Source organism: Paenibacillus sp. MMO-177 (assembly GCF_037147795.1).
Lineage (GTDB): Bacteria > Bacillota > Bacilli > Paenibacillales > Paenibacillaceae > Pristimantibacillus.
Map to the genome: position 1 here is coordinate 390,482 of NZ_JBBCUR010000004.1, position 18,948 is coordinate 409,429.

19 protein-coding genes are annotated in these 18,948 nt (G+C 54.0%); 6 read left to right on the top strand and 13 right to left on the bottom strand.

Annotated elements, in window-relative coordinates; genetic code table 11:
* Window positions 1–12 precede the first annotated feature (12 nt).
* Window positions 13–1,026 carry a bifunctional glycosyltransferase family 2/GtrA family protein gene (locus WFK81_RS17285; protein ID WP_336787639.1) on the top strand — a complete coding sequence of 338 codons (1,014 nt, stop codon included), beginning with the start codon at window positions 13–15 and terminating at the stop codon, window positions 1,024–1,026.
* 517 nt (window positions 1,027–1,543) lie between these two features.
* Here WFK81_RS17285 and WFK81_RS17290 read toward each other — a convergent pair.
* The 4 genes from WFK81_RS17290 to WFK81_RS17305 form a co-directional block, all read right to left on the bottom strand.
* Window positions 1,544–2,125 carry a TIGR00730 family Rossman fold protein gene (locus WFK81_RS17290; RefSeq protein WP_336787640.1) on the bottom strand — a complete coding sequence of 194 codons (582 nt, stop codon included), beginning with the start codon at window positions 2,123–2,125 and terminating at the stop codon, window positions 1,544–1,546.
* 13 nt (window positions 2,126–2,138) lie between these two features.
* Window positions 2,139–2,459 carry a MazG-like family protein gene (locus tag WFK81_RS17295; RefSeq protein ID WP_336787641.1) on the bottom strand — a complete coding sequence of 107 codons (321 nt, stop codon included), beginning with the start codon at window positions 2,457–2,459 and terminating at the stop codon, window positions 2,139–2,141.
* A gap of 91 nt (window positions 2,460–2,550) precedes the next feature.
* Complete coding sequence (locus WFK81_RS17300) at window positions 2,551–3,348, bottom strand: lipase family protein (RefSeq protein ID WP_336787642.1); 798 nt, start codon at window positions 3,346–3,348, stop codon at window positions 2,551–2,553.
* Window positions 3,349–3,453: 105 nt separating this feature from the next.
* Window positions 3,454–4,398 carry a helix-turn-helix transcriptional regulator gene (locus WFK81_RS17305; RefSeq protein WP_336787643.1) on the bottom strand — a complete coding sequence of 315 codons (945 nt, stop codon included), beginning with the start codon at window positions 4,396–4,398 and terminating at the stop codon, window positions 3,454–3,456.
* Window positions 4,399–4,497: 99 nt separating this feature from the next.
* Between WFK81_RS17305 and WFK81_RS17310 the strand changes: the two genes are divergently transcribed.
* On the top strand, window positions 4,498–5,676 hold the full coding sequence (locus WFK81_RS17310; RefSeq protein ID WP_336787644.1) for an MFS transporter: 1,179 nt from the start codon (window positions 4,498–4,500) through the stop codon (window positions 5,674–5,676).
* A 38-nt stretch (window positions 5,677–5,714) separates the two neighbouring features.
* Here the strand turns inward: WFK81_RS17310 and WFK81_RS17315 are convergent, their stop codons facing one another.
* The gene (locus WFK81_RS17315) at window positions 5,715–6,032 is read right to left on the bottom strand and encodes a hypothetical protein (protein ID WP_336787645.1); all 318 of its coding nucleotides are present in this window, start codon (window positions 6,030–6,032) and stop codon (window positions 5,715–5,717) included.
* A gap of 176 nt (window positions 6,033–6,208) precedes the next feature.
* On the opposite strand from WFK81_RS17315, the gene WFK81_RS17320 reads away from it, so the two are divergent.
* Together WFK81_RS17320 and WFK81_RS17325 are read left to right on the top strand one after the other, a co-directional pair.
* Window positions 6,209–7,099 (top strand): hypothetical protein, encoded by an 891-nt coding sequence (locus WFK81_RS17320; protein WP_336787646.1) that lies wholly within the window; start codon window positions 6,209–6,211, stop codon window positions 7,097–7,099.
* Between the two features lie 158 nt (window positions 7,100–7,257).
* On the top strand, window positions 7,258–8,244 hold the full coding sequence (locus tag WFK81_RS17325) for a GNAT family N-acetyltransferase (RefSeq protein ID WP_336787647.1): 987 nt from the start codon (window positions 7,258–7,260) through the stop codon (window positions 8,242–8,244).
* Between the two features lie 52 nt (window positions 8,245–8,296).
* Here WFK81_RS17325 and WFK81_RS17330 read toward each other — a convergent pair whose 3' ends face one another.
* On the bottom strand, window positions 8,297–9,223 hold the full coding sequence (locus WFK81_RS17330) for a methyl-accepting chemotaxis protein (RefSeq protein ID WP_336787648.1): 927 nt from the start codon (window positions 9,221–9,223) through the stop codon (window positions 8,297–8,299).
* Between the two features lie 154 nt (window positions 9,224–9,377).
* Here WFK81_RS17330 and WFK81_RS17335 point away from each other — a divergent pair, with 154 nt between their 5' ends.
* Entirely contained in the window at window positions 9,378–10,256 is an 879-nt protein-coding gene (locus WFK81_RS17335; protein WP_336787649.1) for a MerR family transcriptional regulator, read from the top strand.
* Between the two features lie 35 nt (window positions 10,257–10,291).
* On the opposite strand, the gene WFK81_RS17340 is transcribed toward WFK81_RS17335, so the two are convergent.
* From WFK81_RS17340 to WFK81_RS17350, 3 genes are all read right to left on the bottom strand, one after another.
* A complete protein-coding gene (locus tag WFK81_RS17340) occupies window positions 10,292–11,242 on the bottom strand; it encodes an SDR family NAD(P)-dependent oxidoreductase (protein ID WP_336787650.1) in 951 nt (316 codons plus the stop codon).
* A 114-nt stretch (window positions 11,243–11,356) separates the two neighbouring features.
* On the bottom strand, window positions 11,357–11,878 hold the full coding sequence (locus tag WFK81_RS17345; protein WP_336787651.1) for a TetR/AcrR family transcriptional regulator: 522 nt from the start codon (window positions 11,876–11,878) through the stop codon (window positions 11,357–11,359).
* A 157-nt stretch (window positions 11,879–12,035) separates the two neighbouring features.
* On the bottom strand, window positions 12,036–12,866 hold the full coding sequence (locus WFK81_RS17350) for an SDR family oxidoreductase (RefSeq protein ID WP_336787652.1): 831 nt from the start codon (window positions 12,864–12,866) through the stop codon (window positions 12,036–12,038).
* A 120-nt stretch (window positions 12,867–12,986) separates the two neighbouring features.
* Between WFK81_RS17350 and WFK81_RS17355 the strand changes: the two genes are divergently transcribed.
* Window positions 12,987–13,400, top strand: a complete 414-nt coding sequence (locus tag WFK81_RS17355; protein ID WP_336787653.1) for a MerR family transcriptional regulator — start codon at window positions 12,987–12,989, stop codon at window positions 13,398–13,400.
* 33 nt (window positions 13,401–13,433) lie between these two features.
* Here WFK81_RS17355 and WFK81_RS17360 read toward each other — a convergent pair whose 3' ends face one another.
* From WFK81_RS17360 to WFK81_RS17375, 4 genes are all read right to left on the bottom strand, one after another.
* Window positions 13,434–15,389: a translation factor GTPase family protein gene (locus tag WFK81_RS17360; protein ID WP_336787654.1), complete on the bottom strand. Its 1,956-nt coding sequence runs from the start codon at window positions 15,387–15,389 to the stop codon at window positions 13,434–13,436.
* A 35-nt stretch (window positions 15,390–15,424) separates the two neighbouring features.
* Complete coding sequence (locus WFK81_RS17365) at window positions 15,425–16,720, bottom strand: MFS transporter (protein WP_336787655.1); 1,296 nt, start codon at window positions 16,718–16,720, stop codon at window positions 15,425–15,427.
* A 183-nt stretch (window positions 16,721–16,903) separates the two neighbouring features.
* Window positions 16,904–18,214: an amidohydrolase family protein gene (locus tag WFK81_RS17370; RefSeq protein WP_336787656.1), complete on the bottom strand. Its 1,311-nt coding sequence runs from the start codon at window positions 18,212–18,214 to the stop codon at window positions 16,904–16,906.
* Window positions 18,211–18,906 carry an NAD(P)H-dependent oxidoreductase gene (locus WFK81_RS17375; protein WP_336787657.1) on the bottom strand — a complete coding sequence of 232 codons (696 nt, stop codon included), beginning with the start codon at window positions 18,904–18,906 and terminating at the stop codon, window positions 18,211–18,213. The genes WFK81_RS17370 and WFK81_RS17375 overlap by 4 nt, the downstream gene beginning before the upstream one ends.
* Between the last annotated feature and the right edge of the window lie 42 nt (window positions 18,907–18,948).

The window sequence follows — 18,948 nt, forward strand, 5'->3', positions numbered from 1 at the left end:
GAGGCTAAACCAATGACTATACTGATCCCCTCTTACGAGCCCGACGAAAGACTGCTCACGCTTATTCATAACCTGAAATCGGAAGCCGAAGGCGCCTCCATTCTGATTGTGGACGACGGCAGCGGCGAACAATACAAGCCGATCTTTGATTCGGCCGCAGAGGCAGGCTGCACGGTTATCCGGCATTCCGTTAACCAGGGCAAGGGCTGCGCGCTGAAGACCGGCTTTGATTATGTCCGGCTGCATGGCGGTACGGACGGGGTTGTCTGTGCCGACAGCGACGGACAGCATCTGCCGGAGGATATCCTTAAAATTACCGATGCCGTACGCAAAAACCGCAATCATATCGTACTCGGAAGCCGGCAATTTACCGGCAAAGTGCCTCTCCGCAGCCGATTTGGCAATTCGGCGACGCGGATGGTCTACGCGCTGGTGACAGGGAAGCCGATTCAAGATACGCAGACCGGCCTTCGCGGCTACTCCTCCGAAATGCTCGACTGGCTGTGCAAAGTGCCCGGCGAACGGTTCGAATACGAGATGAACATGCTGCTGGAAGCCCCCAAGGCGGGTTATGATTTTGTAGAGGTGCCCATCGAGACGGTCTATCTGGAGAACAACAAGTCCTCCCACTTCCGCCCTCTTGCGGATTCGGCCACAATCTATTTCCCGTTCCTGAAGTTCGTCACCTCGTCGGGCTTCTCTGCGGTTGTCGATTTCGTGCTGCTGTTCCTCCTGCAATGGATGACGGGAAGCCTGCTCGCATCAGTCATCGGTGCAAGGGTAATCAGCTCGATCTTCAACTTTACGATGAACCGCCGTTATGTGTTTAACGATGGACAAGGCATATCGGTTCAGAAGTCGCTTCCCCGGTACTTCTCTCTTGTAGTCATCATCTTAATAGCCAATTACGCTCTCCTGTATCTGTTCCACGAGAGCATAGGCATTCCGCTGTTTATTGCCAAGCTGATGACGGAGGTCTTCTTGTTCGCGTTCAGCTATCTGGTCCAAAGGAAGTTCGTTTACTGATCGCGGCTTATTCCGGACCTTTTTACCGGAATGAATCCAACCTAGCTCCGTACTCCCTTCCTCATATCCTGATTTTGCTGTAGGTAATCCAACGTACAGTGAAAAATAATAAGGCTGTCCCAAAGTCTCCATCAAAGTTGACTTAGGACAGCCTCTTTTCTAGTTGTACGCCTTGCGCTGCGACAAAATCTCCGGAATATGCAGACTGTCTTCCGACCGTCTTATCCGCTTGAATGCATCACCTTACGTTGGATCAACTACACTAAAATCAGGCTAATAAGACAATCCCGATGGCTACGTTGGATTCACTCCAGTAAAAGTAACCAGAATGAGCCCCCATCGCCCAAATTCGACTGATTATACTTCAGAAAATCCAATGTAGCTCAAGCTCCCGGCCGCAAACGCCTCATTATGCTGGACGAAATCCAACGTAGCTCTACTTGATAGGAATAGGGGCCCCCTCCGGGTACCGGCACATCGCTGCTGCCGAGGCCTGTCTACAAACCGCAAATACCGTTTATTTCGGAAGCTCAGCCCATTTATTCGCCTGCTCCGGAGCCGTGTATGCGGCCATTCGGTCCAGCAGAACGTTCGGATTCTCTTCAAAGAGCATAAGCCCCAGATTCGTATCCCGCATAAAGCCCGCCGCAACCGTCTGGGTCAGCATATCGGCAATCGGCTGGTAGAAGCCCTTCACGTTCAGAATGCCAACCGGCTTCTTGTGAATGCCAAGCTGCGCCCAGCTTGCCACCTCGAACAATTCCTCGAAGGTTCCAAGTCCGCCGGGCAGCGCAATATAGCCGTCCGACAGCTCCGACATCAGAGCTTTCCGCTCATGCATGTTTCCTACTTCAATAAACTCCGTCAGACCTTTATGCGCCATCTCGCCAATGAATAAGCCACGCGGCATGACTCCGGTAACCCGGCCGCCATTAGCCAGCACCGCATCGGCCACAAGCCCCATCAGGCCAATTCGGGAGCCGCCATATACCAATTCGATTCCTTGAGCTGCCATCAGCTGTCCAAGTTGGGTTGCCGCTTGTCCGTATTCCGGACTTACCCCGGCATTGGAGCCGGCAAATACGCAAATTTTATTCATCTTAATCCCCCTGCTATTCTTTACTGTAGCGCTTGCTCAGCTTGTCCTTATGTGCCTCCAGCACCTCTCCGATCGTCACATCGTACATGCTTGCCAGAATAAACACATTGCCTAGAATATCGCCTAACTCCTCAATAAAATCCTGCCTCAGCTTCTCGGCGGATTGAGGATCCTCATCCGGCCGGTCTCTTCCGATTTCGATAGCCCGCACAGCCCTAGCCGTCTCTCCAACTTCCTCGGTCAGAAAAGCAATCCGCTCAAAGGGACCGTAATTGGACCAACCGCGCTGCTTATAGAAGTCCTGAATCCACTGCTGAATCTCAAATTCCTTCATGATGCCATTACTCCTCCGCTCCCATTGTTCACTTCATTATAAACAAAAAAGGGACACCTCTTAAAGTAAGGTGTCCATCTTGTCCCGCTCCTTACGGAGTGGTTTTACATTTCGAAATATTCGCTTCCATATCCCCCATTACATACAGGTAGGTGCTGAGCGCATGATAGCAAGGAATGGAATGCTTAATCGGGTATAACGCCGAGTTGATCTCGAGACCCGGCTCAAGGTGACGGTAACCGGCGATCTCCACCGGCACCTGCGGCACGATATCCGGCTGGTTAAAGACGCGGGTATTTGGGATATTCATTCGTTGGAAAGCTTCAACAAAACTTTTGTCGCCAACCCTCGGCGAGGCAAAGGTTACGAGCTCGACATCCACGTTTTTACTTCCGGCGAGAAAGGCATGCAGCGTAGCTAGCGAGCTGCCAAGGCTATGTCCGGTTACAAGAAGCTTTGTGCCTTGCGGCAGCGCGTCGATGGACGCCATCAGCGTTTCGGAAGGAACACTCGCGTCCGCGTACTCCACCATCATGCTTCGGTATAGATTCGTAAATCCTTGTTCCGTCTTGCCTCCGTTTGGCACCTCATGGAACGTCTCCAATACGAATTCGAAGTCCGACAGCCAGTCCAGCGGACTTTCCGTTCCGCGAATCGCCACCGCCTGCTGTAGCGGGTTGTCCACGGATCTTGCAATAAAGCCTCCGAATTCCCTTTCCTGCATCTTCTCGAGATGCGGCGTCATCGTCAGATTGGCCACCAGCTCCCAGCCCGCCGGGAAGTCCGCAGGCTTTACCGGCGACAGATGATTCTGCGCGTACATCTCGTAAGCTGCCTTAACAAAATGCCCCCAGTCTATCAGCTCTTCCATACTAATCGTATTGCTCATTCGGTCAGCTCCCTATACCTGCGAATATGGTCATTCCGCCCCTTAATTTGACAAATAATGGGAAAAACCTTTATGCAAACAGGCGCTAAAAAGTAAATTGCACTCTCACCGATAGCGCTCCAATAACCCCGTCAGCCTGTCCTTCACCGCTTCCCTCAGCTCCTCCGGTCCTTGAAGCATCGCTTCATACCCAAGCCCAATCAGAAATTCGGTATAAAAGGACATGTCGCCGCGGGATACATCCGCATCAATGCTGCCGCTCCCGTCTTCCCGGACCTGCAGCATCGGAGCGAGCCATAGCTCCGCTTCGCATCGCTGGACTCCGGCCCGGCTTAGCTCCACTCGCAGACGGACCGGATCCTCGGGCATAACGGCCTCCTTGCGGCTTTGGCGGATTTCGCCAAGGTCGCGCTTTACCGTGCCGGCAGTATCCTCCGAAGCGGCGCGGATCCGGTCGCAGCGGAAGACTCTGAAGCCTTCTCGCAGGAAGCAATACGCCGTGCAATACCACAGGCCGTTATGGGCGTAAATGCATACCGGCTGGATTTTGCGGCTGCCTGCCTCGCTGTCCTTTGTCTCATATTCGATATCGAGCACCTTCTGATGCACCGCCGCATCCAGCAGCACGGACAAGCAAGGAGCATCTCCACGCCTGGTTGGCGTGATGAAATCAACCCGGTGCTTCATGCCATCGATCCGATCCCGCACGTCGCCGGGCATATGAAGGTAAAATTTGTTCAGCGCCGAGACCGATTCCGTCTCAAACGGCAGCGAAGAGTAATGCCGCAGCGCGTGCACGGCGAAAAACATCGCCACGGCTTCCTCTTCCGTAAAGGCAATGGGAGGCAGCACCCGCTCCCTTAATACCTGATAACCTCCATGCGGTCCAACCTCCGAATATAAAGGCACGCCCAACTCGCTGAGCTCTTGAAGATCCCTTAGAATCGTCCGCTTCGAAACGCCAAATTCATCGGCCAGCTCCTGCACCTTGAACCGCCGCTTGCGGTTGACCGTCATCATCAGCTCCATGAGCCGTTTGGATTTGGGCATCCTTCTTCCCTCCTTATTCAATATCCATGACAGAATGTGTCACTATTATCCGATACGATAAGGGCAAGAAGCAATCCCACAACCAAAGGAGCGAAAAAAATGCTTAAATACTCCATTTTGTTTTTCCTGGTTATGTTCATGATTGGCACAGATACGTTTCTTATTTCGCCGCTGCTCCCAACGCTCCAGGCGGAATACGGCGTATCAACCGGCATCGCCGGCTGGATGATTGGCGCCTATACCTTAGGCTCGGCTTTGTTCGCGCTAGTGTCCGGCCCTTTGTCCGACGGTTGGAACCGCAGAACGGTCATGATCTGCGGGCTGGCCGCCTTCTCCGTTTCAACCGCTTTATGCGGCTTTGCGGACAGCTACTGGATGATGCTGCTGTTCCGTTTTCTCGCCGGTGTCAGCGCCGCATTTACCGCCCCGCAGGTATGGGCCTCCATTCCTGCCGTTATGCCGCCGCAGCGGATTGCGAAGACGATGGGTATCGCCTTCGGCGGGTTGGCCGCAGCCCAAGCGCTTGGCGTTCCAATCGGGAGCTGGCTGGCCGCGGCCGATTGGCCTGTCCCGTTCTGGAGCATCGGCGCGTTTTCCTTGCTTCTTGCGGTTGCCGCCTTCCTGCTCCTCCCGGACATGAAGCCAAGCGGCCAGTCGCGCGCCTCGATCTTCAGCCGTTATATGCCGTTAATCACGAACGGAAGAGCAAGGGGCGGCTTTCTCGCTTACCTGCTGCTCCATCTGGGGAGCGGTACGGCAATGGCTTTTATCGGCAAATGGATGGCTGATCATTTCGAGCTGTCCATTGGCGGGATCGGAAACGTCATGATGGGCCTTGGCTTTGGCACCTTGCTCGGAAGCGTCATCAGCTCCGCGGTTATCCGCAGGCTTGGCAGCACGCGGGCCGTAACCGCCGGCATGCTTATGCTCGCCCTGCTGTATATCGTTGGTCCACATACCGGCTTATCGTCCGCGGTGATGATCTATTTCGTTATCTTTACCGTTCTTGGCGTTATCTTCCCTCTTGTCATGGGCTTGCTTACCGCCCTTAACGCATCGATACGCGGAACCATCTCCAGCCTCGCCAATTCAACCATGAACGGTGCGAATACGCTTGGCGCTTGGCTGGCCGGACTATTGTACGTTCACTTTGCCGGTTATGCGGCTATCGGTATTTTTTCCGCGGCATGTATCGTTCTCTCTCTTGTTACGTTCCGGCTCGGCGGTCTTATAACGGACACCGGTACGTCGGCAAAGCAGCAGTCCAAACCCGCCTGAGAACAGAAAAAAAGGAGAGTCGGCTCCTTCCGGCTCTCCTAATCTTTTAAAGGCGTAATCGCGGAGAAAGCGTAGGTTCCGTCTTCCTGCCTGATATAACGAACCGTGTATTTGTGATCGATTTGAACGGTATCCCACACGTCCTTCTCCAACATAATTTTATCTACGCTCTTCAACTTTTTCTTGTCGGGGTAGGCCATCATAATCCAGTACTGCCCATTATCCTCCTTGCCTTTATCGATTGCCTTTACGTTTACGGCAAACGCATCCCTTTCCTGCCCTTTAGACAAAGAACAAGCCGCTAGCATCAACCCGGCCAGGAGAAAGATTGCGGCGCATAAAAACAAGTTTTTCATGCTCCACCTCATCCCTATTATCCTTTATGCATACGAGTAGACGTATCCCCTAAGACCTACGCCCGAGAAAAGAACCTTCTTAAGGCCGCTCGAAATCTAGCCGCGGGTCCATTCTTGCCTGTAAGCCCTTTCCAGTAAATTTAAGGTATCCAATTTACAGGAAGGGATGCGATTGCATGCAAAGCTACGCGAATCAAACAACAAAGCAGAAGCCAAAGCTGTTCGAGGGGGAGAAATGGCTTGTTCTGACCGGCCTTCTCGGGTTTCTTCTAGCGGCGTTTTGCGGGGTATGGGTACTTATAAACGGGGGAGAGGTTTCACCCGAAGGCGACGTTTCCAAAGCCTTTTCCTTTAATGCAGCCCTAGGCATCTTTATTCTATCGACCGCCGCGATAGCGCCCTTGACCGGAATGAAGGCGCGAAGCCGGGCGCTGTTCCGGAAAGTGTACATCACTCTTGCGCTTTACTCTTACGGGGCGGAGACCATTCAAAACTTCCGCGGCGTTAATCCGAGATTTACGAACAGCGACTCGCTTTTTGACCAGGCGGTTGGCAATATTTTTGCTTTTGTTGCTCTGATGCTTATTTTGTTTTATCTGTACCTTGGCGTTCAATTCTTCCGCTCGAGGGCTTATAAACTTCGGCCTGAAATGGCTCTAGGCGTGCGTTATGCCATGATTGCCGTTACCGTATCGTTTGCCGCAGGCATCTGGATCTCCATGAATCAAGGCAGATTTGTCGGCGCGGACGGCAACATCATCTGGCTGCACGGACTTGGCTTTCACGCCCTTCAGGCCGTTCCGATTGTCGCTTGGCTTGTCGAGCGTTCCCGTGCCAAAGCGTCCGGCCTGATTCATATTACCGGCATCACTTATCTGCTTGGCTTGATTGCGATCGGATGGCAGACGATGAACGGTCACGCTCTAATGGAATGGTCCATCCTTCCGATTGCCGCGGGCATCTGCTTTGTTCTTTCAATCGCGGCTGGCGCGGCTGTGCTGCGCAAAGTACTTCTTTCCGGATCGCGTCCAAGCAGCAGCAATCGAAACAGATCTGCAGGCTATTGAGAATACCTCAATCGAAGCTCTCGAAGATGAAGGGCCGCGTTATATCCATAGGCCCATAGGCGGCGGCGTGAGCAAGTTTCGTTATAATCAATCATTTCCAGCCACTGGAATAAAAGGTATGCCATACTAAGATTATCCCAATAACGGTGGTGGTCAATATGAACTTTACAATCCGCAAACTAAAGCAGCCTGAAGATTTCCAGGCCGTGGCGCCTCTCCTCAATCTGGTTTGGTCCGAACCGACAACAGCAGAGCGGCTGCAGGAGGACGAGGACAAAATCCCTCCGGGCCAGCTTCATTATAATGAGCAAGGCGAGCTGATGGGCTGGGACCGTCCCAAGTGGGTGGCCGAGGACGGGAACGGGAATATTATCGCTTACGCCATAGCCTGGCGGGCACCGTGGACGGAACCCGGCGCATTAATCTATACGTTAATCGTTCATCCGGATTCCCGCGGCAAAGGCGTTGGCACAGCCATCTACGGTGCCCTTCATGCCTGGGCGCAGGAGGTCAAGGCGTCACGCCTGATAAACTACAACATGAAGGAAACGGACGAGAGGTCTCTTGCTTTCGCAGAAAAACATGGCTATATCAAGGAACGCCTGGCCTTCGAATCCGTGCTTGATCTGCGGGAGTATTCCGCGGATGAGCAGCTGCTTGCTTCGATTGGCGATGCGGAGCGTGCCGGTATACGCTTCGTTACGTTAGCGGAGGAACCGGGCGAGGACAATGAGCGCAAGCTGCATGAGCTGTACAAAATCACGCACCACGATATTCCCGGCTATTCGGGGGATTACCCCTGGTTTGAGGAGTGGAAAAAATGGACCCTCGAACTGCCCGGCGTGCGTCCGGAGTGGATTCATATCGCCAAGGACGGCGAACGCTACGTTGGCGTGGTAAGCCTGCAGCATAACGAACAGACCGGAGCGATGTACCACGAATACACGGGTGTTCTGCCGGAATACCGCGGCCGCCGTATTGCGCTTGCCCTGAAGCTGCTTGGCCTGAAATCCGCCAGGGCAGCCGGTGCTCCGTATCTCCGGACGCATAACGACTCGGCCAATATTCCCATGCTGCGCGTAAACCGAGATCTGATGGGCTTCCGTGCGGAGCCGGGCAGCTACAAGATCGTATGTACGCTGTAGAACGATAAAAAGCGGCTGTGCCAGGACGAACCCTGTACAGCCGCTTTTCCTTTTATATCAAGTTTTTGAAATCCTGCGCCTTCTCCTCCAGCTGATACGCGGATTCCCCGATCTCGGTAAATTCGACAACCGCCTTCCGGGCACGCTGCCGGCTTTCCGAGATCATGGCCTGCGATCGGCGCATTCCGTTGGCAATATTCCCAACCTCAGCCGCGATCCCGGCCAGATTGGCCTGAACGGCCTTCGCGGCTTCATCCGCCTGTTTGGCCAGCTTGCGGACCTCTGCGGCGACCACGCTAAAGCCCCGGCCATGCTCGCCGGCGTGCGCAGCTTCAATCGCCGCATTCAAAGCCAGCAGATTCGTATGCTTGGCTACTTCCCGGATGCTGTGAATCGTGTTTCGCACCGATTCCGTCTCCCGCTCCAGCGCAGCAAGCACCTTCATATTATCGCCTGCTTCCTGCGCGACGTCTTCTATGGTCTCCTCGATCTGTCTGCTGCCGGAAATCCCTTCTCCGGTCCGATTCAGCAAATCCTGCGCCATCTCCTGCAATTCATTCATAAGCTTTGCCGTGGCATTCTCTCTCTCGGTAATATCCGTTGCAACTTTGAGAATCCCTTCTACATGGCCTTCGTTATTAAACACCGGCATGTAGGTAGCCTCGAACCACAATAACCGTCCGTCCTTGGACACCCGCGAGATCTTTTCCTGAAAGATCCGTCCGGTCCGGAGATTATTCCACAGATCCCGGTAACCGGGACTGTTTGCGAACTCGGGCGTACAAAACTGACGGTGCAGGAGGCCAGGCATTTCGTCCGCCCTATACCCCATCGCCCGGGCGAAATTATCGTTCGCCCACAGGACTCTTCCATCCATACTTAATTCAATCATAGCCAGAGACTTCTCCATTGCCGCGAGAACGAAATGCGTATCCAATACTTGAGAACTGGAACGCTGATCATGGGATACCGTAAGCATCGGTTCACCTTCTACTTCCAATGTATAATTTATGTATAGTATTTTAGTTAAAATTATACATAAATCATATTTCCATCGCAAGGAAAATATTGTGGGATGGAACCTCTATGTTTTTTGTATAACTTATGTATAATAAAACCTGAGGTGTAAGCTTATGTATAGTATTCGAAAAGCATCCCAATTAGTTGGGATTCCCGCTGTAACCATCCGGGCATGGGAGAACCGATATCAGCTCACCGCACCCGTCCGAAGCACAGGCGGCCACCGTCTATACCGGGACGCCGATATCGAAACCCTGCGCTGGATCAAGCAGCAGATGGACAGCTGTAACTTAAAAATTAGTGAAGCCGTCACCCTTTACCGGGACAAGCAGGCAAATAAACCCGCCGGAGCTTCAAGCCCGCCAGGCCGGTTCATCAATCTATCGGAACAGCTCTACCGGGAGCTCGTTGACCTGAATACTGTCCAGGCGAATGAGGTCATTGATTTATGCTTTTCCTTATTCCATCATGAAGAAGTTTTTCACCATATTCTTACTCCCGTGTTGAGACAAATCGGTACGGCATGGGAGAATGGCGTTATTTCCGTTGCCCAGGAACATTTCGCTTCCCAAATGATCATTCAGAGATGCACCCAGTTCATGAGAATTCTGCCGTTGAATCCGCATCTTCCAAGGGTTGTCGCCTTATGCCCGGAGGGCGAGCATCATCAGATGGGCCTTATGCTCTTCAGCCTGTTTCTGCGGAATAAAGGCCACGATGTCATCTATCTGGGACCGGACACTCCCCTAAAAGATATTACGGGCCTGATCCGGGTTAAAAATATCGGGATTGTTGCTATCTCGTTAAACAATCCCCTTCTTGCCGTTTCCGTCGAGAAATGGATAAGCGAATACCGCTTAGCCAATCCGGAGCTCACGATTATTGCGGGCGGCGACGGCTTTCAGGGGTGCAGCGCCAACCTTTCCCCGCTCGTATGTCCCCCGGGCCCTTCGGAATGGGACAACTGGTACAGCCTTCTTTTATACCGATAACGAGCTCAGCGGTGACGCCCGTCACCGCTGCCTGATCACTTCTTTAACTGGCTGATAGTCTCATAAATCCCTTTCTTGAAGCCGGATGCCGGGATTGGCCCGATAAAACGTTCATACTTCTCTCCGCTAAGGCGGAGGGGTTCCGTTGTCAGATACAGCATCTCCACGACCTCCTTCATAACGGGAACGAATAACCCAAGCAAGGATAAGCCGGCTTTGCCGAGCGGCAGAACAGCCTTCTTGCTGCCGCTCGCTTCGCGGGCGAGACGGACAATCTCATGACCGGATATAATATCGCCTCCGGGAATGTTCCATTCCTGGCCGTAAGCTTGATCCCGCAGCGAAATTTCAACAATCATTTTCGCCGCATCCGGCAAATAGACATATTCGCGCGGTACATTCATGTTCCCGATGAAGAAGGCCATCTTGCCGGCCGCAATAGCCTCCAGCGTGGAACCGAGATAAGAGGCTTCATTGGCGGTTGGTCCATAATAATCCGGCAGCCGGACAATAAGCGGACGGGCCTGGCGCCACCTGGCGTCAAATACCATTTCGGCGAACTTTAGGCGCGTCCGCCCTTTGCGGGTATGCGGCTGCTTCGGATGCTCCTCGGTTACCCGTTCCATTTGCCTTTTTCCGTACGGATAAATACCGTCGATGACAACGACCCTGAGGCCAAGCCGGTCTGCCGCCTCCATCACCGCTTCTCCAAGGGGCAAAAGCCGCTCCTCCATCTCGTGGTAGGGAACATTCGCGCAATGGAACATCACTTCGGCCCCGCGTGATGCCTTCTCTACATCATCGGCTTTGAAAGCATCCCCTACAGCCAGTGACAGATTCTCCGGGTTTCCTAATCTTTCCGCAAACTTTTCCAGCTTCGGCCGGGATCGCCCAAACGCCACAACCGGAATTCCCCGGCTGACCAATTCCTCCGTAATCGCAGCACCCGTGCCGCCCGTCGCTCCAATAACAACCGCTTTTTTCATTCCTGCCACTCCTTTTTATTTAGTGATTGATCAATCACTACTTCTCGATAAGTTCACTATATCATTTAGTTAGTGATTGATCAATAACTATTTTTCAAGGCTTGGCAGCCCCCTTTATTTATTCATTAATTCCGGAACGTCGAGTGCCATCGAAATATTGCATAGCATGCCGCGCGCAAGGAACAGCATCGTTCGTTCCTCCGGATTCACAAGCTGGCTGGCAGTAAACGCCTCCAGTACAATCCGGCGCACTTCTCTTAATCCCGTCTGCATCGCAGCTCGAATAGGCTGTTCCTGCATGGTCTGGGCCTGCATCTGAAGCAGCGTCTCCTGCCGGTGGGCGGCCAATATTTCTTCGTACGTTTCAATAAGCTCCCGCTCCAGCCGATCCGGTGCCGCGGTTGCTACAACCCGGCTGAACGCTTCCGTAATTCTCTCCCAAGACACTTCAAGCGCCGCCAGCATTAAAGCTTCCTTCGTTGCAAAAAACTTGAATACATAAGGCTGCGAAATCCCTGCCCGCTGTGCTACTTGCGCAGTTGTTGTGCGGTAATAGCCAGTCTCCGCGAATACTTCTATTGCCGCCGAAATAATTTCCATCCTCCGGTTTACGGATACTGTATCGTTCTTCGCCATATTTATTACCCCTGTTTATTCTTTTGATTGATGAATCACTAAATATTAGTGTATCAGGCCTTATGCCTGCCAAGCAACATGCTATCGAACATGGAAAAACAGTCCTATAAAAAGACCCTTCCTGCTCTGGCACAGGAAAGGTCTCGCTAAGCGTTGATTATTTGTTGAAATAGTGTCCTTGCTCCAGATCCTCAAGCAATCCCGGATGAGTTGGCTTCCAGCCGAGCAGCTTCTGCGTCTCTGCGCTGGATCTAGGAAAATCAAGCCCTGCGAGCATGCCCAGGAAACCGAAGTGGCCGGCAGCCTCCTCGCGGGAAATGCTGCGTACCGGCACGTTCAGATGCCGTCCGATAGCAGTGGCAATGTCGCGGAACGGGATCCCTTCATCGCCAACGCCATCGAGCCTCGAGCCTGCCGGCGCAGCTTCCACGGCCAGCCGGAACAAGGATGCCGCATCGATGCGATGCACGGCCGGCCAGCGGTTTGCCCCGTCGCCGATATACGCGGAGAACCCTTTCGTGCGGGCGATTTGAATGAGATGCGGTACAAAGCCTTTATCCCGCTCGCCATGCACGGATGGTGCAAGCGACACAATGGAGGTCCGCACCCCGCGCTCAGCTAGCCCCAATACCGCCTCCTCCGATGCGATGCCGTTGGCGTGGGCGGTAATAACAAAGGGCTTGCCGGAGCCTTCAAGCACGGCTCCCATCGCCTCAACGGCGCGAAGATCCATGGCTAGCGAGCCGGCAAAATCCGAAAAATCATGACGGAATGCCAAATGAATGACGCCGTCCGCGGCTGCCGCGCCGCGCTGAAGACTGTCGAGATCCTCAAGGGTGCCAAGGTGCGCCTCCGCACCGGCCTCCTCCAATAAAACAGCACCTTTATCGGATCGAGTGAGGCCTACAACCTTATGACCGCCTTCAATCAGCTCACGAACAACTTCCATGCCAATATAGCCGGTTGCCCCTGTTACGAAAATACGCATAGTGGATCACTCCTTATAAATAGATAAAGTAGTTGATGAATCGAACAACTACAGCATAAACTATAGAGTGAACTCTAAGGCAAGACCCCGATAATGGATTTCTTTTTAGGAGAGAGAAGCATGAAAATTCAGGAGTTAGCGGAAATGATGGGCTTATCCGTCCACGCGATCCGTTTTTACGAAAAGGAAGGCCTGCTCGATACCCGTCATGTCCAGCGGGAGAAAAACAACTATCGCAGCTATACCGAAGAGGCGGTCGAGCGCCTGCGGATGATCAAAAAATTTCAAGGCCTTGGCAGTTCGCTCGCCGAATTAAAGGATGTTTTCCAGGATCAGGATACAAATACGAAGACGCATCAGCAGATCATCGAATGGATGGAACAAAAGAAAGACGAGATTGCGCGCAAAAAGGCCGAATACGATCAGATCCTCGAAACGCTCGACTGGATGATCGAATACAGGAAGGCGTTAATGCACAATCCCGAGAAGGCAGCAGCGATGCTCGAAGCTATAAAAGCCGTTTACCCTCACTAAGGGAAAACGGCCTTCTACTGAAACATTCGACAGCTAGAGCAAATGCATTTTTGCTTCCGCCTCGTCCCAGGGCACCGCATAACCGGCCCCTTTCGCGCAAAAGATAGACGAAGACGTATATAAAGGGTCCGCATCCTTCCGGTAGCCTTTCCTCTCAATGACTTCCTGCTCGTTATGGCAGCGGTCGTAACCCGCGAAGACAAGCTGAATGCTGCCCCGGCCATGTGTAAAGGCCGCCAGCTCCGTGCTGTAATCCATAAAAGTCGCGACAGGCACCCGGCCCGTAACCACTGCATGGGCTTGCGTCGTCTGAGGCGGATCGAACTGCCCGGAAGCGCGCTGCAAATCCGACAGCACCTTGCCCAGATGGTCCAGCTCAACCTTGATTTTATACTCGTAAAACGGTTCGAGCAGCACATTATCCGCCTTCTCAAGCCCCTGCCTTAAAGCCCTAAAAGCAGCCTCCCGGAAATCGCCGCCATGCGTATGCTCGTTATGGGCCGCGCCCGTAAGCAAAGTAACCTGCACGTCCGTCAGCGGACTGCCCGTCAGCAGCCCATGATGCTCGCGTTCGAACAGATGCGTCTCGATCAGATTCTGATTGCCTATGCTCAGGTCATGCACATGGGCGGCATTCTTGAATGTGAGGCCGCTGCCCCTCTCGCCCGGCTCCAGCAGCAGATGCACCTCGGCGTAATGCCGGAGCGGCTCGAAATGACCGTACCCTTTTACCGCGCACGAGATCGTCTCCTTGTACAAAATCTCCGGGCTTCCAAAGACCACGTCGTATCCGAAACGGTCCTTCACCAGCTGCTGCAGCACTTCGAGCTGAATAACGCCCATCACGTGAATATGGATCTCCTGCAGGGTCTCTTCCCAGACGACATTCAAAGACGGGTCCTCCGCATTCAGAATGCGGAACGCCTTCAGCACGTCCTTCACGGGGAGGGTTTCAGTGAAAATGACCTTTGACGTCAAAGCCGGCGCCAGATCATAGGACAGCCTGTCCGAATAGAGGCCAACGCCTTGTCCCGCGTGCGCTTCGGATAACCCGATAACGGCAAACAAATCCCCTGCCGACACCTGATCAACCGCCTGCATTTTACTGCCGTTCACGAGCATCAGCCGGGTCGCCTTCTCGCAGATCGGTCCGTCCCCTCCGCCATAGCAGAGCTCTTCGCGAACCTTGAGTGTACCGCTTAAGGCCTTGATATAGGTTAGCCGGGTACCGCTCTTATCGTGACGGATTTTATAGACTCGTCCTCCAAAAGGAGCCTGTCCGTTATAGTCGACCGTCGTAAGTAAATGAAGCTGCTCCAGAAACTCTTTCACGCCGGTATCCTGCAGGGCCGAACCGCAAACGCAAGGATACAGCCTGCCGCTCTTCACCATGTCCCGCAAAGCTTGCAGCCAGAAGGCTTGGTCGCCTTCCCCGGAGAGGAACGCATCGAGTAACCGCTCATCCCTCTCCGCCAGACTCTCCACTAATGACTCTCCTACAACGCCGCCGGCAAAACTGTGCGTCATCAGACAAGCATCCGGCGTCAGATGCTGTTGAATTTCCTCCAAGACGCGCTTAACGTCCGCTCCGGTCCGGTCGATTTTGTTGATAAAAAAGAACGTCGGGACGCGATGCTTCGAAAGCAGCCGCCAGACCGTTTCCGTATGACCCTGCACGCCTTCCACGGCGCTCACGACCAAGACGGCATAATCCATTACCTGGACGGCGCGCTCCATCTCCGGCGAGAAATCGACGTGTCCCGGCGTATCGATCAAGTAATAAGTCGCGCCGTTATAGGTCATAACCGCCTGATCCGCAAACACCGTAATCCCTCTCGCCCGTTCAATATCGTGGCTGTCGAGGTAGGCATCCTTATGATCGACCCGCCCCCGCTCCCGTATGCTGTTCGTATGATAAAGAAGCTGTTCCGCCAGCGTGGTCTTGCCCGCATCCACATGCGCGAACATGCCAATCGTTACTTGCTTCATGCGAATCCCCTTGGTTTGATTTTGCCATTATCATATCACACCGGACGTTTCGATTGACCCGGCTCCTCTAAATTCTTCATGAACAAGGAAATGGCAAAGGATACGGTCAGCAAAATAAGGGGAACCACGCAGATCAGTACCCGAAACACCGTCTCCGGCTGCGGCCCCGGCTCGTCGCCGCTCCGGTAGCCGTACATAAGGCCCACAATCCAAAAGGCTACCGCCGCGATCAGGCCGCTGGACCGCGTAATAAAACCGGCTACCGCCGTGTAAATCCCTTCTCTGCGTCTGCCGGTCCGCTCCGCGTCGAGATCAATAATCCGTCCGCTCAGCATCGCCGGCGTAACAAGAAACCCTGCCATTCCGAAGCCGACCAGAATGCCGGCGAGAATACCGCTGCCAAGATTGCCCGCGAACCATAGCGGAATGGCGGAAAGCCCGTAAACGGCGAGCGCCAGCCGCCAGCTGAGCAGGCCGCCAAGCCTGCGGGAGATCAGATACCAGACCGCCACAAGAGGAATAATGGAGACAAAGACGGCACCCATCAGGATGGACACCTCGCCTTCCGAGATATGCAGGTTGTATTTCGCGTAGAAAGGAAGCAGGGCGGCAAGCAGGCCGTTCACCGTCTGGGCGAAGGAGCCCGCTATATTAAAGATCCAGAACGGCTTATTCGTCAGCGTTTCCCGGAAGGCGGCAATCAGCGGGAGCGGCGCTTCCTGATGGGCGCTCTCCTTCTCGCGGACGGATAAAGCGAACCAGGTCATAAAGATACCGAATACAAACGAATAAATAACCGACATCCATCCGAAGCCGATCCATCCGTAGAGAATTGGCGTAAGCGCCATTCCGATCAGAATAGCCGCAATCTGAAAGCCCTGCTGGACGGCGGATGCCTTCGCCCGAAGACGGTCCCCTTCGAACAGCTCTGGAAATAGCGCCCCGTAATTCACCCACAGGAGCGTAGCAATCCCTTCGAACAGGATCAACGACGTAAGAAGCCACACGAACAGCTCCGTGTTGCCAAGCCCCTTCGGAACGGAGAAGACCATGATAAAGACAAGCATAAACGCCGGCGTGGAGAAAAAAATCCAAGGTCTGCGCCTGCCGTATTTCGTGCGGGTCCGATCCGACAAATAACCGGCCATCGGGTTGTTGACCGCATCCCAGATGAGGTAGATGGTACGCGCTATCGTAGCCAACCCTAGGCTGAGCCCCAGCTTTTCCACGTAGTAGTAGTTGAAAAAAGACGCAAAGGCCTGGCTTGGAACCATCATCGCGAACATCCCAAGCGCATAGGCGGTTGGAGAATTCAGGAACCTTTTGCTCACCGCATGTTCCCTCCCTATTGCCGAAGTAAAGCTACCTTACGTCTTATGCCGCGTGTCCTCCGGTTATGCAAACAGGGCTGCCACCGAAGCAGATTGCTTGCGGGGCAGCCCTGTTTGCATAACTTAATTAAATTTGCTCTCCGGCACATAGTAGAAACATACAAATTCTATTGTGGTAGCAAATTATAATCTTACTCCTGTTTCGATGCTTGAGGCGTGCAGCAGCTTTGTAATAGCGGGAGCCGTTTCCGCAACTAGCCGCCCCTGACGGAATACAAAACGCGGAGCAATCCGGGTACGGATTAATTCGGCGGGATCGGCCGCGTCAAACAGCAGGAAGGAAGCCGGGTCCCCAACTCTCGGTATTCCTTGCTCATAGCCGTAGCCCGCGATTCCCATTGCTTTTGCCCCGCCGTACGTAATCATGCCGACTATATCGTTCAGATCCTGACGGCCGCACATATGGGCAAGATGGGCCGCCATATGCGCCGCATCGAGCGGATTTCCCGTTCCAAGCGGATAAAAGGGAGTGCGGATATCGTCATGCGCCAAAGCGACATTAATCCCGGCCCGGTGGAAATCCTGAATCCTCGTAATGCCGCGTCCCTTCGGAGACGCATCGTATCGCCCCTGCATAACGCTATTAATCAGCGGGCAGGCCACAATGGAAAGGCAAGACTGCCTCACCAGTCCAAGCAGCTTTTGAAAATACGGCTCATTATAATAAGCCGCGGCATTGGCATGGGCAGCCGTCACCTTGGAGCCCAGCCCGGTGGTTAGGGCAAGCGAGGCGCATACCTCCAAATAACGCGATGCCTCGTCGTCCGTCTCGTCGCAGAAGACATGAACAAAGGCGTTGTACCGCTCGGCAAGTGCAAAGGCCTTGCGGAGGCTTAATACCCCGTCCTCGCGGGTCCGCTCCAAATGCGGAACCGCGGATACCCCGTCAGCGCCAAGACGCAGCGCTTCCTCCAGCCTTGCTTCATTTTCCGGGCAAGCAACAAGGCCGTCCTGCGGAAATGCGATCACTTGCATATGCATCCGGTCCCGGTATTTGTCCTTCAGCTCCAGCACCGCGCGCAGCGCCGTCAGCTTCGGGCCGCCGATGTCGACCATCGCGCGCAGATGCAGTACGCCATAGCCGATAAACAGCTCTAACGTACGCTCCGCTCTCGCAAGGACGTCTTCGCGGGTCAGCCGCTTTTTGCGGGAGGTCCATACCGAGATGCCCTCCGCCAGCGTTCCGCTCTCATTCCAGACCGGATCGCCTGCCGTTAAGGTCGTATCCAGATGCACATGCGGCTCAACAAAAGGAGGCAGCAGCAGTCTGCCCTGTGCCTGAAAGACGGTCTTGGCGGCAGCCCCGGCCAGCTTGCCGACTGCCGTTATTTTTCCGCTATTAATGCCCAGATCCGTTAATCCTCCGCTGCCTGGCAGCTTCGCCTCGGAAACAAGCAAATCAAATGGTATCGTCATCGTATCCCCGCCATTCATTTTATGCCTTTGGTTGCTGCGGCAAATCTCGCCACCCTCGCGCCAAGCCTGCCAGCCATCCGAAGCTCGCGTTCGTCCGGCGTTCTCGAGCTGTCCGGACCTGCCAGCGTCGAAGGACCGTAAGGGGAACCGCCAATGGCGTCCGCGGTCAAATATTCCGGATTCTGCGAATACGGCAATCCGACATACACCATCCCGAAATGCAGCAGCGGAATGATAGACGTCAAAATCGTTGCCTCGTGCCCCGTATGGATGGATCCGGCGCTTGTCATAACGCCGGTTGGCTTCCCTTCCAGCTCTCCGCCGGCGCATAAGCTGCCCGATAGATCAAGGAAGGATTTGACCTGCGCCGGCATGGAGCCGTAGTAGGTCGGGAAACCCCAGACAACGCCGTCTGCCCAGCGGAGATCGTCCGCCGTCGCTTCGCGTACCGTCTGTTGAAGAGCCTGGGCCGCTTCATACTTTTCCCAGCGGGCTCCAATCCGGAAGGTACCGGACAGCTGGCTGTCTCCCTCTGACCGTCTGCGGTCCGGATGATCGAGCAGAGCGGTTACATTATCCGAATGGCGAAACTCCGGAATACGGACCAGCCTTGCCGTATGCCCTTCGCTTTCAACCCCTTGCGCGCCGGCTTCCGCCATCCGGTGAATATGTCCGTATGCGCTGAAGTAAATGACGAGCACGTTAGCCATAGCGATCTCTCCCTATAGAAACAGGAGCCGCGCATGCCCGCA

Coding starts and splice junctions, on each gene's coding strand:
- WFK81_RS17285 (WP_336787639.1), top strand. CDS start 13: ATGACTATACTGATCCCCTCTTACGAGCCCGACGAAAGACTGCTCACG.
- WFK81_RS17290 (WP_336787640.1), bottom strand. CDS start 2,125: ATGAATAAAATTTGCGTATTTGCCGGCTCCAATGCCGGGGTAAGTCCG.
- WFK81_RS17295 (WP_336787641.1), bottom strand. CDS start 2,459: ATGAAGGAATTTGAGATTCAGCAGTGGATTCAGGACTTCTATAAGCAG.
- WFK81_RS17300 (WP_336787642.1), bottom strand. CDS start 3,348: ATGAGCAATACGATTAGTATGGAAGAGCTGATAGACTGGGGGCATTTT.
- WFK81_RS17305 (WP_336787643.1), bottom strand. CDS start 4,398: ATGCCCAAATCCAAACGGCTCATGGAGCTGATGATGACGGTCAACCGC.
- WFK81_RS17310 (WP_336787644.1), top strand. CDS start 4,498: ATGCTTAAATACTCCATTTTGTTTTTCCTGGTTATGTTCATGATTGGC.
- WFK81_RS17315 (WP_336787645.1), bottom strand. CDS start 6,032: ATGAAAAACTTGTTTTTATGCGCCGCAATCTTTCTCCTGGCCGGGTTG.
- WFK81_RS17320 (WP_336787646.1), top strand. CDS start 6,209: ATGCAAAGCTACGCGAATCAAACAACAAAGCAGAAGCCAAAGCTGTTC.
- WFK81_RS17325 (WP_336787647.1), top strand. CDS start 7,258: ATGAACTTTACAATCCGCAAACTAAAGCAGCCTGAAGATTTCCAGGCC.
- WFK81_RS17330 (WP_336787648.1), bottom strand. CDS start 9,223: ATGCTTACGGTATCCCATGATCAGCGTTCCAGTTCTCAAGTATTGGAT.
- WFK81_RS17335 (WP_336787649.1), top strand. CDS start 9,378: ATGTATAGTATTCGAAAAGCATCCCAATTAGTTGGGATTCCCGCTGTA.
- WFK81_RS17340 (WP_336787650.1), bottom strand. CDS start 11,242: ATGAAAAAAGCGGTTGTTATTGGAGCGACGGGCGGCACGGGTGCTGCG.
- WFK81_RS17345 (WP_336787651.1), bottom strand. CDS start 11,878: ATGGCGAAGAACGATACAGTATCCGTAAACCGGAGGATGGAAATTATT.
- WFK81_RS17350 (WP_336787652.1), bottom strand. CDS start 12,866: ATGCGTATTTTCGTAACAGGGGCAACCGGCTATATTGGCATGGAAGTT.
- WFK81_RS17355 (WP_336787653.1), top strand. CDS start 12,987: ATGAAAATTCAGGAGTTAGCGGAAATGATGGGCTTATCCGTCCACGCG.
- WFK81_RS17360 (WP_336787654.1), bottom strand. CDS start 15,389: ATGAAGCAAGTAACGATTGGCATGTTCGCGCATGTGGATGCGGGCAAG.
- WFK81_RS17370 (WP_336787656.1), bottom strand. CDS start 18,214: ATGAATGGCGGGGATACGATGACGATACCATTTGATTTGCTTGTTTCC.
- WFK81_RS17375 (WP_336787657.1), bottom strand. CDS start 18,906: ATGGCTAACGTGCTCGTCATTTACTTCAGCGCATACGGACATATTCAC.